At 59.6% G+C, this 15,902-nt stretch carries 14 protein-coding genes; 8 read left to right on the top strand and 6 right to left on the bottom strand.

The annotated features are described in order from the left end of the window. Window positions 1-21: 21 nt before the first annotated feature. The gene (locus BUE38_RS04750; protein ID WP_073433901.1) at window positions 22-1,743 is read right to left on the bottom strand and encodes a cobaltochelatase CobT-related protein; all 1,722 of its coding nucleotides are present in this window, start codon (window positions 1,741-1,743) and stop codon (window positions 22-24) included. Continuing rightward, window positions 1,743-2,738 carry an AAA family ATPase gene (locus BUE38_RS04745; protein ID WP_073433900.1) on the bottom strand — a complete coding sequence of 332 codons (996 nt, stop codon included), beginning with the start codon at window positions 2,736-2,738 and terminating at the stop codon, window positions 1,743-1,745. Before BUE38_RS04745 ends, BUE38_RS04750 begins: the two co-directional genes overlap by 1 nt. A 248-nt stretch (window positions 2,739-2,986) precedes the next feature. Between BUE38_RS04745 and thiO the strand changes: the two genes are divergently transcribed. The 3 genes from thiO to BUE38_RS04730 all read left to right on the top strand — a co-directional run bounded on the left by thiO (window position 2,987) and on the right by BUE38_RS04730 (window position 6,184). Then, a complete protein-coding gene (gene thiO / locus BUE38_RS04740) occupies window positions 2,987-4,126 on the top strand; it encodes a glycine oxidase ThiO (protein ID WP_073433899.1) in 1,140 nt (379 codons plus the stop codon). Window positions 4,127-4,288: 162 nt separating this feature from the next. Continuing rightward, window positions 4,289-4,681 (top strand): nuclear transport factor 2 family protein, encoded by a 393-nt coding sequence (locus BUE38_RS04735; RefSeq protein WP_073433898.1) that lies wholly within the window; start codon window positions 4,289-4,291, stop codon window positions 4,679-4,681. A 51-nt stretch (window positions 4,682-4,732) separates the two neighbouring features. Continuing rightward, window positions 4,733-6,184, top strand: coding sequence for an NAD(P)/FAD-dependent oxidoreductase (locus BUE38_RS04730; protein WP_084541726.1), 1,452 nt, complete (start codon window positions 4,733-4,735; stop codon window positions 6,182-6,184). A 138-nt stretch (window positions 6,185-6,322) separates the two neighbouring features. Here BUE38_RS04730 and BUE38_RS04725 read toward each other — a convergent pair whose 3' ends face one another. Next, entirely contained in the window at window positions 6,323-7,225 is a 903-nt protein-coding gene (locus BUE38_RS04725; RefSeq protein WP_073433897.1) for a LysR substrate-binding domain-containing protein, read from the bottom strand. Window positions 7,226-7,342: 117 nt separating this feature from the next. On the opposite strand from BUE38_RS04725, the gene BUE38_RS04720 reads away from it, so the two are divergent. Genes BUE38_RS04720 through BUE38_RS04710 form a run of 3 tightly spaced genes read left to right on the top strand, consistent with a single transcriptional unit; the run spans window position 7,343 to window position 11,467 of the window. Further along, a complete protein-coding gene (locus BUE38_RS04720) occupies window positions 7,343-8,827 on the top strand; it encodes a sodium/glutamate symporter (protein WP_084541725.1) in 1,485 nt (494 codons plus the stop codon). Beyond that, window positions 8,827-10,455 carry an amidohydrolase gene (locus tag BUE38_RS04715; protein WP_073433896.1) on the top strand — a complete coding sequence of 543 codons (1,629 nt, stop codon included), beginning with the start codon at window positions 8,827-8,829 and terminating at the stop codon, window positions 10,453-10,455. The genes BUE38_RS04720 and BUE38_RS04715 overlap by 1 nt, the downstream gene beginning before the upstream one ends. Next, window positions 10,442-11,467, top strand: a complete 1,026-nt coding sequence (locus tag BUE38_RS04710) for a GTP-binding protein (protein WP_073433895.1) — start codon at window positions 10,442-10,444, stop codon at window positions 11,465-11,467. Before BUE38_RS04715 ends, BUE38_RS04710 begins: the two co-directional genes overlap by 14 nt. A 17-nt stretch (window positions 11,468-11,484) precedes the next feature. On the opposite strand, the gene BUE38_RS04705 is transcribed toward BUE38_RS04710, so the two are convergent. From BUE38_RS04705 to pdxR, 3 genes are all read right to left on the bottom strand, one after another. Next, window positions 11,485-11,850: a helix-turn-helix domain-containing protein gene (locus BUE38_RS04705; protein ID WP_443093376.1), complete on the bottom strand. Its 366-nt coding sequence runs from the start codon at window positions 11,848-11,850 to the stop codon at window positions 11,485-11,487. After that, a complete protein-coding gene (locus BUE38_RS04700) occupies window positions 11,847-12,143 on the bottom strand; it encodes a type II toxin-antitoxin system HigB family toxin (protein WP_073433893.1) in 297 nt (98 codons plus the stop codon). Before BUE38_RS04700 ends, BUE38_RS04705 begins: the two co-directional genes overlap by 4 nt. Window positions 12,144-12,311: 168 nt before the next feature. Further along, entirely contained in the window at window positions 12,312-13,805 is a 1,494-nt protein-coding gene (pdxR, locus tag BUE38_RS04695) for a MocR-like pyridoxine biosynthesis transcription factor PdxR (protein WP_073433892.1), read from the bottom strand. Between the two features lie 316 nt (window positions 13,806-14,121). Here pdxR and BUE38_RS04690 point away from each other — a divergent pair, with 316 nt between their 5' ends. Next, complete coding sequence (locus BUE38_RS04690) at window positions 14,122-15,201, top strand: TRAP transporter substrate-binding protein (protein WP_234986770.1); 1,080 nt, start codon at window positions 14,122-14,124, stop codon at window positions 15,199-15,201. 155 nt (window positions 15,202-15,356) lie between these two features. Further along, a complete protein-coding gene (locus tag BUE38_RS04685; protein ID WP_073433891.1) occupies window positions 15,357-15,902 on the top strand; it encodes a TRAP transporter small permease in 546 nt (181 codons plus the stop codon).

Here is a 15,902-nt window from a genome sequence, read left to right as displayed (position 1 = left end):
GCGTAATGGCCCTGGCCTGGCTCAGCGCCGCCGTGGTGTTACCAGCAATTGGGCGATCTCATCGGCGAGGCGATTGTCCAGTGTCTGTGACAGATCGATGATGCGGTGATGACGGTACCAGGGGCTGAGGTCGAGCCCTACCCCCAGACCGGTGATCTCGACCTGCCCGGGGCGATCATGGCGGGCGACGACTTCCTTCAGGTGGTTGTCCAGGTAATGGCGGTCATTGGCCAGGTTGGTGGCGGTATCGGAGGGACTGCCATCGGAAAACACCACCAGTAGACGGCGGTTGACGTCTGCGCTGAGCAGGCGTTGGCAGGCCCAGTCCACCGCTTCGCCATCAATGCCTTCCTTGTAGAGGTCGGCCTTGAGCATGGCGGCGAAGGTACGTCGGGCGCGCCGCCAGGGGCGCCCCGCATCCTTGAAGATCAGATGTCGACTTTCGTTGAGTCGCCCAGGCTCTGGTGGGCGTCCGGCCTTGAGCCAGTCCTGATGTGCCCGCCCTCCGTTCCAGGCGGCGGTGGTGAACCCCAGCACTTCGGTGGCAACACCTGCCATATCCAGCGCGCGGGTCAGCAGCTCCACCAGAGTAGCGATAGCCTCCGCGTGGGCCTTCATCGATCCAGAACAATCAATGAGCATGCAGACCTGAGCGTCACTCGTCGGCGCATAGCGCTGGCGCTGGAAGACACGACGCTCCAGCGGAGAGGACACTATCTGGGCCAGCCTTCGCCCATCAATGACACCGCTTTCCTCGCCATGCTGCCAGCCATCACGGTCGGGCCGGGACAACGTACGGCGAAAGATGTTTGCCAGCCTGCGTACATTGATGCGCTGATCGGCGATGCGTCGATCCAGGCGTCGACGATACTCATCGAGCAGAACACTGCGGATCAGGGACCCGGCGTCGCGTTCGGTATCATAGGCGGTGGTAAAGGCATGGTAGTGATGGCCCTGGTCATGAAAGATACGGCTATATCCGCTGGGTGCCAGCGGTATGTCGCTGTCGATCTCGTCCTCGCTGTCCAGCAGCAGAGCCAGTTGCCGCCTCGGATTCTGGCTTTCATCGTCGCGTTCGGTATTGGCTTCGAGGCCCTCCAATTGAGTGGCGATCCAGTCGGCAATGCCGCGCGCATGATGTTGGTAGCGGGCCTGGTCATGGCGTTCGCGGCGCAACCCGGCGAGATCGTGGCCGAGGCTGGGAACGATGTTCGCGCGGGTGGCTTCCAGCAGATCTTCCAGCTCTTCAAACACGGGGCGCGCCATGAGCCGCGACCAGCAGATCATGATGACACAGAGCAGCAACAGGCCGAGTGCGGTGTCGCTCAACTGACTGTGATGGTAATCCAGCGCCCAGCGCCGAAACCGGCGCGCCAGATTGTGGGCCATACCTGGCGTGCCGACTTCCACCAGTGACTCCGCGCGGAGTTGCTCGAGCAGGTCGTAGATCAGGCGCGCTTCGGGCAACTCGGGGCGATGTCGGGCATGCAGGTCATTGTCGCTGTGCCGCCAGCGCAGGGCGACGGCGTCGCTGACCGCCCGGTAGTCCTCGAGTGACGTGTTGTCATCACCCAGTCTCAGGTGAGGCGCCCGTAGCGCCACTATTGTGATGCCATGGTGCAGGCGGCGTGCACGGTAGTGCCAATGTTCATCGGCCGTTGCTGCGCGCAGCGTGGCGGCCTCGAGTTCCTCGAGATACTGCTGGCGACGCAGGCGTACTGGCAGGGAAGGTGCCTCGGCCATTACGGCTCGCCCTCGTCGTTGATCATCGATTCGCTCAGTTCCTGATCGAAGCAACGTTGATAGAACTCTGCCACCAACGGGCGCTCGTGTTCATCACACTTGTTGAGAAAGGACAGGCGGAAGGCCAGTGCCGGATCACGAAATATCTCGCAGTTCTCGGCCCAGGTGATGACCGTGCGTGGTGACATCAGCGTCGACAGATCGCCATTGGCGAAGCCACGACGGGTCAGTTCCGCCACGGCAACCATGGCGTTCACATGCTGTCGACCACGCTCGTTGTCCTTGCTCGGCACACGGGCCAGCACGATGTTGACCTCTTCATCTCGTGGTAGGTAGTTGAGTCTGGCGACAATGTTCCAGCGGTCGACCTGAGCATGATTGAGCACCTGAGTGCCGTGATAGAGGCCATCCTGGTTGCCCAGCCCCACGGTGTTGGCGGTGGCGAACAGTCGGAACTGCGGATGGGGGTCGATCACCCGGTTCTGGTCGAGCAGTGTGAACTGCCCATCGCGCTCGAGAATACGCTGGATAACAAACATGACATCGGGGCGTCCCGCGTCATATTCATCGAAGATCAGAGCCACCGGGCGCTGCAGTGACCAGGGCACGATGCCTTCCTGAAAGGCGGTGACCTGAACGCCATCGCGCAGCACGATAGCGTCTTTGCCCACCAGGTCCAGGCGACTGATATGGCCGTCCAGGTTGACCCTCACGCATGGCCAGTTGAGGCGTGCTGCCACCTGCTCGATATGAGTGGACTTACCGGTACCGTGGAGGCCTTGAACCATCACCCGTCGGTTGCGGGTGAAGCCAGCAAGGATAGCCAGCGTTACGTCGGGGTTGAATCGGTAGGCCTCGTCAATGGCCGGGACATGATCCTCTCGCTCATCGAAGACCGGCACCTGCAGATCCGAGTCGATGCCGAACAGCTCGCGCGCGCTGCACCAGTGCTGGTTGAGCAAGGTATCGTCGAGAGTGGGACGAGGATGGGGCATGGTCATGCTCCTGTGAAGCCGGTCCCCGTGGGCCACAAGCGACGGAGCAGGGACGGTGAGTCTATGAATGTGCCGAGCATGGCGGACGCCGGTGACGTCCATGAGCCCAACTCTCCGGTGGGGGATGGATGAACTATAGACTTGTTTCTGAAAATAACGCAAATTGTATCGAAAAATGAGATTTGTTGGTTTGTGGCATTCTGTGCGTTAGCGATGACTGTGCGTTAGCGATGAACCGGGAGAACAATATGACCACTCTGATTGTCGGTGGCGGTGTAATCGGGCTGATGAGTGCATACCAGTTGGCTGAGGCCGGGCAGAACGTCACCCTGGTCGAGCGCAGGCGATGCGCCAGAGAAGCTTCCTGGGCCGGTGGTGGTATCGTCTCGCCACTTTATCCGTGGCGATACAGTGAAGCGGTATCGGCACTCTCACGCTGGTCGGAGGGGGTCTATCCCGAGTTGGCCGAGCGGCTTCGTGAGACCACCGGTATTGATCCCCAATATCGTCGCAATGGGCTGCTGTACCTGGCGGTGAATGATGCCGATCAGGCGCTACGCTGGGCATCCGAGCAGGGCAAGCCCATGCGTCGGGTCGATGCTGAAGACGTTGCGCGGATAGAGCCGGCTGTGGTCGGTGGACCGCATGCCAACGGTGGGCTCTGGATGCCGACTCTGGGCAGCGTTCGTAATCCAAGGCTGGGAAGCGCGCTGCGCGCCTGGTTGCAGCGGCACCCGAGGGTGACGTTGCGTGAGGATCTGACCGTGGAACAACTCTGTATCGAGAGTGGGCGGGTCACCGGCCTGAACACGACCCGGGGACGCCTGGCGGCCGAGCGCGTACTGGTATGCGCAGGAGCCTGGAGTGGTGAGCTGCTGGCACGCTCCGGGATCTGTCTGCCGGTGACGCCGGTAAAGGGGCAGATGATGGTATTCCGGCCTGGCAAGGGGACCGGTCCGCCGCTGTCGAGGGTCGTACTCGCTGATGGACGCTATCTGATTCCGCGTCGCGATGGGCGGATTCTGGTGGGCTCGACACTGGAGCATCAGGGGTTCGACAAGACGGTCACCTGTTCCGCTCGGGTGTCTCTGCAGCGAAGCGCCCGACAACTGTTGCCGGCTCTGGCCGAGGCAACCATCGAGCATCATTGGGCAGGACTGCGTCCCGGCTCGCCTGGCGGAATCCCCTTCATCGGCGAAGTGCCCAATGTGGCGGGACTGTTCGTCAATGCCGGGCATTTTCGCAATGGGCTGGTGTTGGCTCCGGCAGCCACTCGTCTGGTGGCGGATCTAATGCTGGGGCGGACTCCGGTTGTTGACCCGCAGCCCTACTGTCCTCCCGCCGCAGATGTGGGGCTGGTCCAACCGATGGCCGCCAACTGGTGCTAAGTGCGGCAGGCGGCACAGTCGTAGGCTCGTGGCAGAGAGGAAGCGGGGCACAACAAGCACCATGCCCCGACCCTTTCGGGTAGTCAGCGTATGGTGCTGCCTGCCACCCACCAGCGGGGAGTAGTTCTGCGCCGGTTACAACAAATCACCAGGAGCATGTCCATGAGCCAGCCCGATATCCAATTCCTGCAGGATTTCAGCGATGCCCTCAATCGACACGATATTGACGCCGTCATGTCGATGATGACCGATGACTGCGAATTTCATGCCGTAGGAGGACCGGACCTGCTGGGCAAGAGCTTCATTGGCAGGGAAGCGGTTCGAGCAGGGCTCAGTGCGGCCTGGCAGAACGCCACGGATGCCCAGTGGGTGGATGCCGTTCACTCGGTCATTGGGGATCGTGGTTACACCGAAAGCACCTACTGTGGCACAACCGCTGATGGTATGCGCTCTGAAGCCCGCATGATCGATGCCTTCACCTTCAGAGACGGCAAGATCGCCGTCAAGAATGCATTTCGCAAGCAACGGCCAGCGGTTCCGGTCAAGGGCGCCTGAGACTCGTTTGTTCAGGGTCCGTTGTGTACGCAAAGCATCAGGAGCATCGCCATGTTGGATGTGCAAAGCCCTGTCGGGACGCAGGAAGCAATGGGCGAAGATCGTCACACTCCCGCTCGGAACCCCTACGATCCGGCTTATGATCCCCTGACGGCACCGCATGTAGGTACCGGCTGTGAGTATGCCCCCACCTACTGGATAGGTACGGCGGGTGAGCCTCCCGCCGACGATGGTCCCATCGTCAGTGACACCGATGCCGATGTGGTCATCATTGGTTCCGGTTTCACCGGACTGACAGCGGCTATCTTTCTGGCGGAGCAGTACGGCATCAAGGCAACCGTGCTCGAGGCCAATCGGGTCAGCTGGGGGTGCAGTACCCGCAATGGTGGTCAGGCCCAGTGTGCCTCGGGGCGCTTGAAGCGTTCGCAGTGGATCGAGCGCTATGGCCTCGAGACTGCACTCAAGCTGCATCGTGAATGTGTCGAGGGCATGCAGACGTTCAAGTCTCTGATCGCCGATATCGACTGTGACCCGCAGCCCGGTGGTCACCTGTATATTGCCCATCGCGAGCGCATGATGCCCGGTCTGGAGAAGGAGGCCCGGCTACTGCGCGAAACCTTCGATTATGATGCTCGCATCATTGACGCTGACACGGTGCGCAAGGAGTGGGTGGGCGATGAGGAAGCCGCTGGTGCCATGCATGAACCCGAAGGCATCGGCATTCATGCTGCCAAGTTGGCCTTCGGCTATCAGCGCAAGGCTAGGGCCCTTGGCGTCAAGGTTCATCCGGCCAGTCCGGTGCTCGGTTGGGAGACGCGCGGTGACGTGCACTATCTGCGTACTCCAGGAGGCATCGTCAAGGCGCGGGCCGTTGGCATGGCAACGGGGGGCTATGTGACGGGGCAGCTGCACCACCAACTGAAGAATCGGTTGCTGCCGATCCTGTCCAACTCGATCGTGACGCGCCCCTTGAGTGAGGACGAACTCAAGGCCACCCACTTCCATACCCGGCAGGTGTTGACCGACACGCGAGTGCTGCGCCATTACTACCGGCTGTTGCCCGATAATCGGGTTCAGATCGGGAGTCGCAGTGCCGTTACCGGTCGCGATGCACCCAGGGACAGATATCGGCAACTGCTCGTCGCCGACCTTGAGCGCAAGTTCCCGGCGCTCAAGGGCATTCAGATCGATTATTCATGGTGGGGCTGGGTGGATGTCAGTCACGACATGATGCCGCGCATTCACCAACCCGATCCTCGCGAGAGCATCTACTACGCGCTGGGTTATGGCGGCAACGGCGTGATGTATTCGGCACAGGCCGGCAAACGCCTGGCACAGTGGATTGCCGGGGAAGGGCACAGCCTTGATCTACCGATCTTCACTTCCAGGCTTCCCTATCCGAATGTGCGTGAAATGATCGAGTCTGAAGCCTTTGCGCCTTTCCGGCGTCTGGGCCAGCGTTTTCTCTACAAGTGGTATTACTTCAAGGATGAAAAACCCTGAAGCGACCACTGATCGCTGAACGGCACTGACCAATGCGCCCTGGAGACAGACCTGATCGGAACTGTCTTTGGGGCGCTGTCGCCTCGTGGCCACGACGGTCCTGTGTATGGCCCTGGGCCCAGCCTCCATCCTTCGGCGTCATATATCTTCGGGAGCCGGAAGCATGACCTCGAGTCTATCGAGAAAGGCTTTCTGGACGGGGGAAAGGCTTTCATCACGCCAGACGATTTCCGTTACCAGACTGTCGTCGACGTTACTCAGCGGCAGTATCCTGACGCCTTTTCTGACGTAGTTGCTGGCGCATTCAAGGTGCACGGTGACACCGAAATTGCATGCCACGAAGCCAAAGATGGTTTCACTATTGAAGGTCTCCTGGGCCACGTATGGCTGAAAGCCTGCCTTGGCGCAGATGTCATCGAGTTTCCTGCGAAAGTGTTGCCACATCTGGGTGGTACCGACGATGAATGGTTCGTGGGCCAGTTCCTCCAGACGAATGCTGTTACGTGTTGCCAGAGGGTGCTGCTCGCTCACCGCAGCAATGAAGTGATCGCGCTGGATCGGACGCGAGGCCAGGCCCGGGGTCAAATTGGGACCGGTGAGAAAACCGAAGTCCAGGTGCCTGTTCTGTAGATGACTGATCTGCTGAGCCGTGGAGCCGAAATTCAGGTCGAAATGGATGTCCGGGTGCCAGTGGCGGAAGTCGTCGAGAATCATCGGCAGGCGCCCGGTAATGGCAAAGTCGGTGTAGCCAATGATCAGGCGCCCGACCTCACCTCGTCCGGCACGTTGCGTCTTGATCACGGCGCGCTCGAGCAGGGTGAGGATCTGATGGCTTTCCTCAAGCATTACCCGACCGGGTTCGGTCAACTGCACCTGACGATTGTTGCGCTTGAACAATGTCTCTCCAACCGCTTCTTCCAACTGAGCAATGGTGCGGCTCAGCGCAGGCTGGGCCACATTGAGGCGCTCTGCTGCACGCCGGAAGTGCAGACAGTCGGCGACCTCGATGAAGGCACGGAGGTGGCGTATCTCGATGCGCATTGATGCCTCAAAAGTATTGAATGAAATATAATTGATATTATACAGGCAACAATAGTCGGCCTAGCCTCAGAACGCGACACCGAGACGTACAACCACAACAGATCAGGTGATGCTGCTATGAACGATTCCTTCCAGGGGGTGATTGCTTTCGCCCTGTTGGCACTGATGCTATGGCTGGGCAGTGTGCTGCGCAGCCGCGTTCCCTGGCTGAGGGCTTCTCTGGTCCCGGCCAGTATCGTCGGAGGGGTGTTGGGTTTTCTGTTGCTGTCCTTCGACCTGCTGCCGGGATATTCCCCGGGAGATTTCACGACTCTGACCTTCCATTTCTTCACCCTGAGTTTCATGTCGTTGTGCTTGACCGGCAAGGCACAGAAAAGTGATGCGTTGGGTGGCGGAAGTATTGTGCGGGGAGGCATGTGGCTGACCCTGGCATGGAGCATCAGTCTTGGGTTGCAGGGGGTGATCGGTTACCTGATCGTCACCGGCTATGACATTGTCACTGGCTCCGATATCAGTGCCTGGCTGGGTGCCATCGTGACCCATGGCTTCACTCAGGGGCCGGGGCAGGCACTGACCTATGGTGGCATCTGGGAAACCGAGTACGGTGTGGCCAATGCGGCCCAGGTTGGGATGATCTATGCGTCGCTGGGATTCCTGATGGCATTCATCGTTGGCGTGCCCATTGCCCGGCGTTACCTCCGCAAGGGCTTCAATGCCAACCAGGCCTCGCGACTGGATGCCAGTTTCAGGCTGGGGTTCTTCACCTCGTCCGCTGACGATGGTGAGGCGCAGGCTCCAACGATGGGCAGAATGGTGTCGCACCCGGGAAACCTGGATTCGCTGGCCTACCACCTGGGACTGCTGGCGATCGCCTATGTCATCACTCACCTATGGCTGACCTTCATGCAGGGGGTGATCGGTGATGCGTCACCCTGGGGCATCAAGCTGGGCGTGCTGTTCAGCCATAACCTGTTCTTCCTGCATGGCCTGGGAGTCTGTGTGCTGATGCGCATGATCATCGACCGTCTCGGTCTCGGCCATCGTATCGATGACGAAACGCTCAAGCGCATTACCGGGAGTTCGGTGGACTTCATGGTGGTGGGGACGCTGATGAGCATCCAGTTTGCAGTGCTCTATGCCTTGTTGGTGCCGGTATTGCTGGTCAGCATCGCGGTGACAGTGGCCAGCCTGATTGGTTGTGTGTTGATCGGGCGCATGAGCGGAAAACTGGGCCATGAGCGAGCTCTGACCTCGTTCGGTTGCTGCTGCGGGTCGACTGGTACTGGCCTGTTGCTGCTGCGCATGATGGATGCCGACTTCTCGACATCGGTACCCAAGGAACTGGCCTTCTTCAACCTCGCCATCGTACTGGTCAACCTACCCATACTGATGATCGTTGCTCCCATTGTCCCATCGCTGACAGGGGGGACCTATCTGTTGATCTTCGGTGGCTCGGCGTTGTTCTTTACCGCCTGCCTGCCATTGATGTGGCTCTGGTCGCGTCGTCGTTCGGTCAGCCTGAACTCGTGGACGACCGCCACCAGAGTGTCGAGCGTGGCCGGCGCACCCAGGTCTGATTTAAGCAAGGGAGCTGCTTCCTGATGAGTATCACTGTCTATCCTGCACGTCGCATCCTGACCATGAATCCCTCGCAGCCCGAGGCGACCCATATCGCCGTGGACGGCGATCGTGTTCTGGCCGTTGGTGAGGTCGACACCATGCCCCGCGGAGACGGCTGTGTCTGGGATGAGCGCTTCGCCGACAAGGTCATCATGCCGGGATTCGTCGAAGGACACAGTCACGCCCTGGAAGGCGCAATGTGGGACTACCTGTATCTGGGGTATTTCCCGCGCCACGATGCCGATGGCAAGCAGTGGAGTGGACTCAAGAGTGTGGAGCAGGTGCAGGAGAGGCTGCGCGAGCACGCTGCCTGCTTGCCTGCCGGTGAGCCGCTGATTGCCTGGGGATTCGATCCGGTGTACTTCGAAGGCACACGCCTGACCCGTCGAGAGCTGGATGAAGCGGTCTGTGATCGCCCGCTGGTGGTGATGCATGCCAGCTTCCACGTCATGACCGTCAATACCCCCATGCTCGAGCGTGCCGGTATTCTCGACGGCCCGCGGGTCGAAGGAATCATGTGTGATGAGCAGGGCATTCCCAGTGGTGAGTTGCAGGAAATGGCGGCGATGTTTGTGGTCTTCGATGCTCTGGGCCACAACCTGTTCGAGAAAGTCAGTTCTCCCCATGTGCTGCGTCGTTATGGTGCCATCGCCGCTGCGGCGGGGGTGACCACGATCACTGACCTGTACAACCCCATGTCCGACGAGGCTATCGATGCCATGGTCGAGGTCACTCGCAGCGTCGATTATCCGGTGCGCCTGGTGCCGGCCATGGGGGTGCTGCAGTGGAGTGCTGAAGAGGGCATCGCGCGTCTGCAGGCGGCGCTGCCACGCAGTCATGAGCGATTGCATTTCGGCCTGGCCAAGCTGATGACCGATGGCTCGATTCAGGGGTATACCGCGCGTCTGAAGTGGCCCGGGTACCATGATGGGCATGCCAATGGGTTGTGGAATGCCGCTCCAGAGGTCTTGACCGAGCTGGTACAGGCCTATCACCAGGCGGGCCTGCAACTGCATATTCACACCAACGGCGATGAAGCTGTCGAACTGATGCTGGATGCCATTGATCAGGCACTGACGCTGTGGCCGCGTGCCGATCATCGTCATACCCTGCAGCACTGTCAGGTCATCGATCACGCGCAACTCAGGCGAGCAGCTCGGCTGGGTGTGTGCCTCAACATGTTTGCCAATCACCTCTACTACTGGGGTGATATCCATTACCAACGTACCCTGGGGCCATCGCGGTGTCAGCGTCTCGAGCCGCTGGCATCGGCACGCCGGCTGTCCATTCCGGTGGCGATTCATAGTGATGCCCCGGTAACGCCCCTCGGGCCGTTGTTCACGGCCTGGTGCGCGGTCAACCGGCGTACTGCCAGCGGTCGACAACTGGGTGAGCACGAGGCCGTCAGCGTAGGTGAGGCGCTGGAGATGATTACCCTGGGAGCGGCCTGGACGCTGGGGCTGGATGACAAGATCGGCAGCCTCGATGTCGGCAAGTATGCCGACATGGCGGTGCTGGATCAGGACCCCCTGCAGGTTGCCCCGGCCGAGCTACGCGATATCAAGGTACATGCCACGGTACTCGGAGGGCGGGTTCATGGCGGTGACTGAGCGACAGCTGCCGGTAACGGTCATTGCGGGATTTCTTGGTGCCGGTAAGACCAGCTACCTCAATCAATGTATTGCGGCCGGACAGGTCGATGACGCCCTGATCATCGTCAATGACGTGGGAGCGGTGAATGTCGACGTGGAGTCGATTGCCTGGCGCGATGACCGTGTACTGGCGCTGACCAATGGCTGCATGTGCTGCACCCTGGGCGGTTCTCTGGTGGAGCAGCTGTCGCAGGCTCTGCGGCTCAAGTCGCGGCCAGCGCAAGTGATCATCGAGGCCAGTGGCGTGGCCGATCCCGAACGAATTGCCGATATTGCGCGGCTGGCACCGGGCATGGAGTTGGCCGAAGTGGTGGTGTTGGTCGACGCCAGTCAGGCCCGTCACCTGGCCGGTGATGTTCAGGTCGGGCAACTGTGGCAGGCTCAGCTCGCGGCGGCTCACCGAGTGCTGATCAATCGTCTGCCGCCTGGGCAGGCGCAACAGGCGGTGCTGCAGTGGTTGAGCGATCAGGCTCCTGACGCTGCCATGGAGTGCCAGCCCGATATTGACAGTGCTGAGCAGCAGGAATCCGCATGGCACGAAGCGCCTGCCGCTGGGCGGGACCAGGGCCCCAGGTTCATGACCAGGGTCTCGTCGTCTTCTACACTCACGCCATCTGCGGTTCCCGGGCATGCCGGTCTGGCCCATGGACTGTGCCACCGCGCAGTACGCTTCAGTGAGCCGGTGCCTACGGAGGAGCTTGAGGCGCTACTGCTCGATTATCTGGACGTATTGCTGCGCGCCAAGGGCTTTGTACTGGGTCACTCCAATGACCATGTTGGTTGGTTCAGTCTGCAGTTGAGCGGACCGCGCCTGGTCTGGCGGGCCCATGCGGCGTCTGCCAACGGCTCGGCACTGGTATGTATCGGCCGTGGAGGAGCACGTTTCGATCAATTGATACAGCAGTTGCAGGGGCTGGTAACGTCCGAGGGAAACTCGTTCTCGACACCCGTCAGTCGGGTGTCAATGTAGCAGTCGCAAGCAATAGGCTATGCGGCAGCTTCGCCCATGAGACTTTCATACGGGATATTCAGTCCATCATGGAGTCGCTTGATCATCCGAAGGCTAAGTTTCCGCTTCCGGTTCAGCACTTCTGACACGCGGCCACTTGAACCAATATAGGGCTCCAGGTCGCGCGGCGTCAGCCCCTGCTGCTCCATACGGAACTTGATGGCCTCGATAGGATCAGACGGCCCGATAGGATAGTGCTCATCCTCATACTTCTCGATCAAAATGGACAGAACATCCAGCTCGTCGGCTTCAGGCGTTCCATCTTCTGCTGCCCACAGTTCCTCCATGCGCACAAGAGCCTGTTCAAGGTCAGCGTTGCTGCGAATGGGTCGAATATTCATCATATGGTCTCCGCGTCAACCTTGTCGTACTGGGCATGAGTGCCAACGAAGCGCACCCAGGCAATCTGTTGGGTGTATCGAATCGCCACAATGATTCGATACTTGTTGCCGCCGATGTTGAAGACGACTCGTCCGCCCTTGAGGATGCTTGCTGTACGAATGTCGGTCTTCAGTTCCTGAGGGGTGGCCCAGGACGCCTTCAGCATCATGTTGTACCACTCAGTGAGAGGTGTTTCGGCAGACTCAAAGCCTTGCTCCCAGAACTCTCGCAACGTGCGCTTCGCAATGACTCGCATGCCTTCTCCCTTTTTGGGAGAATTATGGGTTCTCCCTTTTTGGGAGTCAAGAGAGGGCGAAAGACCGAGCAGGAAAACCATCCAATCTCAGGGATCCAGACGACGACATGCTCGCATCTCAAGGCCTTGGTGTACCGTGACTGTGTCGCTATCTGCCTGGCATGCGATTCAGGAGTCGATGGGCTCGCGGTGGGCTTCGAGGGCCTGGGGTACCAGTGTCGCGAGACGTTCGATGCCAGGCTCGATGCGGGCATCGTCAATGGCCGAGAAGCCCATGCGAAAGATGTTGTGGCGTTCGTCATTGAGGAAATGCAGATCGCCAGGCTCGATGAGGATGCTGTGTTCTCGGGCCAACTGACATAGCCGAGAGGCATCCAGGGTTTCCGGTCCTTCCAGCCAGAAGCAGGACCCGCCGTAGGTCGAGCGCGTACGCAGCTCAGGAATATGCTTGTCCAGTGCCTCCCGCATGATCAACCAGCGGCGCTGGTAGGTCTGGCGCAACTGTCGCAACAGCGCATCGTGGTAGCCCCGATCGAGGAACAGGGCCACGGCACGTTGGTTGTTGGTGGCCGGATGACGCAGCATCAGGCGGCGCAGCGCTCTGGCCTCGCGGATCAGAGCAGGGGGCGCCACCATGTATCCCAGGCGAAGGCCCGGTGCCAGAGTCTTGGATAGGCTACCGACATAGATGACACGTCCTTCGTTATCCAGACTCTTCAAGGCGGGAGTAGGGTTATCGACGAAGTTGGTTTCGCTTTCGTAGTCGTCCTCGATGATCAGGAAATTGCCCTTGCTGGCCCTCTCCAGCAGCATACGGCGGCGCTCCATTGGCATGGTGACGCCGGTAGGCGATTGATGGCTCGGGGTGACATACGCCAGGTGGCAACCCTGCAGACGTTCGTCCGGCAGCAGGCCGTGGTCGTCGACATCAATGGCAGTAATGTCGTTGGTGAATGTCCGGGCAATATTGACCATGTCCACATAGCCGGGATTTTCCATGGCCAACCGGCGCCCGGGCCCCAGAATCAACATGGCAGCGATCCACAGTGCCTGTTGCGCCCCGACGGTGATCAGAATTTCCTCGGGGCGAGCCCAGACACCGCGACGAGGCAGCAGGCGCTGGTGAATCTGTTCGATAAGCAGCGGATCATCTTCGCTGAGATGATCCGATGACCAGTAGCGAATCGCGGGAACGCTCACCGAATCACGACTGCACTCCCGCCAGTGTTGAGTAGGGAACAGTGCTGGATCGAGCTGGCCATACAGAAACGGGTAGTCATAGCGCAGCCAGTCGCGAGGCTTGGTGATGGTTCGTTGGTGCGACGGCGTCATGGTCAGCAACGAGTCCCAGGCCAACTCATCGGTCGGGGGAACGGGCGGGGCCGTGGGCTCATTGTGGACCCGGCCAGCGAGGATGCCGGGGTTGACGAAGTAGCCACTGCGCTCGCGAGCCACCAGATAGCCATCATCGAGTAGCTGTTCATAGGCCAGCATGACGGTATTGCGAGCCACACCGAGCTCTCTGGCCAGGCGACGACTGGAGGGGAGGGCCTCCTCAAGCGGCAGATGCCCTTCGAGAATCGCTCGCGCGATCTGCTCGCGGAGCTGGCACTGTAGACTTTCCTGACGACTGGCGTCGAGATGGAACAGGGGAGCGCTCATTCCAGGGGTTCACTAATCAGTATTGTGGTTATTGGGCTGGCAACAGCCCGCAAGGGGCGGTCTTGGGGCGGTACGATCATCAATTCACATTTCCTTGTTCTCCTACCTTGTTACAGCTTTCACTCCATGTCGAGTACTGGCCTCGGCTGGTCCAATCGATATGGAGTCACTGGCCCTATGGACTGTTGACGCACAGGAGGAAAGTGGACTGGGAAAGCGAGCAGGGCACAGGTGTCACTGTGCGTGCTCAAGATAGCAGGATGACCCAACACAAGATCACCGCCGGTCAGGCGGTACAACAAGATGGGAGATCAGAATGCGTCCGACAACCTCCACAACAGGCCATCGCGATAACGCCGAACGTCGCCCTGACGTTACGCGTCGCGGTGGTAGCTTGTCTCGTACCATCCTGAGCAGTGCCGTTGTGATGGCGATGCTGGGTGTCAGCGCGCATGCCAGTGCCGACACCTGGAAAATGGCGCTGGGTGATGCCGCCGGCGGTACTCAGCATGAGCTGGGTAGTACCTTTGCCAGCCTGATTGAAGAGAAGACCGGTGGCGAGATCACTGTCGACCTGTTCCCCAATGGTCAGCTCGGCAGCGAGCAGGATACCGTCAACAACGCCAGCATGGGCTTGCTCGACCTCTCGGTGCTGGCCATCAACAATATTACGCCGTTCTCACCTTCGGTCGGCGTAATGACTCTGCCCTATGTGATTCGTAGCCCCGAGGATGCCCGCACTCTCACCCAGGGAGAGATCGGTCAGGAGATGGTCGACAACACCGTGCGCGATGCTGGTGTGCGTATCCTTGGATGGGCCTACTCGGGCTGCCGTCGGTTGACCAATTCGGCGCACCCGGTAGCCAGTCCGGAGGATCTCGATGGTCTGGTCATTCGTGTGCCCAAGAACGAGATCATGATCGCTGCCTATCAAGCCTGGGGCGTGAATCCCAATCCGCTGGCCTGGTCCGAGACATTTACCGCCTTGCAACAAGGCGTAGTGGATGGTCAGGACAATCCCTACATCACCATCGACGCCATGAAGTTCTACGAGGTGCAGAAGTACGTCACCGACAGCTGCTATGTGTTCTCGATGGAGCCGCTGATCATTGGTGAGGGGATGTTCCAGAGCCTGAGCGAGGAACATCAGCAGGCCGTGCTGGAAGCCGGTGCCGAGGCCTCCGAGCATAGCTATGAATACCTGCTGGCTCAGGAAGATGCGATCAAGCAACGCCTGGTCGATGAGTACGGTATGGAAATCACCGAGCCAGCCAACGACGAGAGCGAATGGGTTGAACTGGCAACCGGTATCTGGCCACAGTTCTACGACAGCATTGGCGGCAAGGAAAAGCTTGATGAAGCTCTGACTGCGCTGGGCCGCGATCCTGCGCCCTGATGACCCGGCTGCTTCGCCACTTGTTCATCACTTCGCCGCTGGGTTCCGGCGGCGAAGTGGGTGTCGAAAGGAGTGGGTGTCGAAAGATGCACGAGGCTTCGTCGACACCCTGAAGGGCCCGTCGCTCACTTAGCCTGACCCGGGAGTTCCTTGCCATGAACCGCGTCTGGAAGCTGCTCGACAATGTCGAGAATATTCTGTGCCAGTTGTTGCTGGTGACCTTCGTGTTGCTGCTGTTTGCCCAGATTGTCCTGCGCAATCTATTCAACTATTCACTGCCATGGGGTGATGAACTTGCCACCTATGCCTTTGTCTGGTTCGCCTATCTCGGGGCTGTCTACGCAGCGAAGAAGTCGGCACACAATCGGGTCACCTTTCAGTTTCGCTTCTTTCCGCGTTGGGTTGAGCTGGCTTGTGGTCTGGTAACGGACTTGATCTGGATTGGCTTCAATCTGGTCTTTATCTGGCTCAGTTATGATTTTGTTTTCAACAAGATGAATACCTTCTGGAAGTCACAGACACTCGGTGTGCCAATGAAGGTTTTCTATCTGATTCTACCTCTTGCCTTCATCGCCATGACGCTGAGGATCCTGCAGAACAATTACCTGCGTTTCGTCAAGCATCGTGAGCTTTCCGACCCTGAGTCAGAAGCCATTGAAGATGCCAAGGCGTCGGCGACAACAGATAGCAAGGGGGGCTGA

It is taken from the genome of Halomonas cupida (genome assembly GCF_900142755.1).
GTDB lineage: Bacteria > Pseudomonadota > Gammaproteobacteria > Pseudomonadales > Halomonadaceae > Halomonas > Halomonas cupida.
Note: the sequence above shows the minus strand (reverse complement) of the source record. Positions and strands in the feature narration are given on the sequence as shown.

What these genes read in the sequence shown, in the direction of transcription:
- BUE38_RS04705 (WP_443093376.1), bottom strand. Translation starts at nt 11,850, where the DNA reads ATGATGAATATTCGACCCATTCGCAGCAACGCTGACCTTGAACAGGCT.
- BUE38_RS04725 (WP_073433897.1), bottom strand. Translation starts at nt 7,225, where the DNA reads ATGCGCATCGAGATACGCCACCTCCGTGCCTTCATCGAGGTCGCCGAC.
- BUE38_RS04690 (WP_234986770.1), top strand. Translation starts at nt 14,122, where the DNA reads ATGCGTCCGACAACCTCCACAACAGGCCATCGCGATAACGCCGAACGT.
- BUE38_RS04700 (WP_073433893.1), bottom strand. Translation starts at nt 12,143, where the DNA reads ATGCGAGTCATTGCGAAGCGCACGTTGCGAGAGTTCTGGGAGCAAGGC.
- BUE38_RS04715 (WP_073433896.1), top strand. Translation starts at nt 8,827, where the DNA reads ATGAGTATCACTGTCTATCCTGCACGTCGCATCCTGACCATGAATCCC.
- BUE38_RS04745 (WP_073433900.1), bottom strand. Translation starts at nt 2,738, where the DNA reads ATGCCCCATCCTCGTCCCACTCTCGACGATACCTTGCTCAACCAGCAC.
- thiO (WP_073433899.1), top strand. Translation starts at nt 2,987, where the DNA reads ATGACCACTCTGATTGTCGGTGGCGGTGTAATCGGGCTGATGAGTGCA.
- BUE38_RS04685 (WP_073433891.1), top strand. Translation starts at nt 15,357, where the DNA reads ATGAACCGCGTCTGGAAGCTGCTCGACAATGTCGAGAATATTCTGTGC.
- BUE38_RS04750 (WP_073433901.1), bottom strand. Translation starts at nt 1,743, where the DNA reads ATGGCCGAGGCACCTTCCCTGCCAGTACGCCTGCGTCGCCAGCAGTAT.
- BUE38_RS04735 (WP_073433898.1), top strand. Translation starts at nt 4,289, where the DNA reads ATGAGCCAGCCCGATATCCAATTCCTGCAGGATTTCAGCGATGCCCTC.
- BUE38_RS04720 (WP_084541725.1), top strand. Translation starts at nt 7,343, where the DNA reads ATGAACGATTCCTTCCAGGGGGTGATTGCTTTCGCCCTGTTGGCACTG.
- BUE38_RS04730 (WP_084541726.1), top strand. Translation starts at nt 4,733, where the DNA reads ATGTTGGATGTGCAAAGCCCTGTCGGGACGCAGGAAGCAATGGGCGAA.
- pdxR (WP_073433892.1), bottom strand. Translation starts at nt 13,805, where the DNA reads ATGAGCGCTCCCCTGTTCCATCTCGACGCCAGTCGTCAGGAAAGTCTA.
- BUE38_RS04710 (WP_073433895.1), top strand. Translation starts at nt 10,442, where the DNA reads ATGGCGGTGACTGAGCGACAGCTGCCGGTAACGGTCATTGCGGGATTT.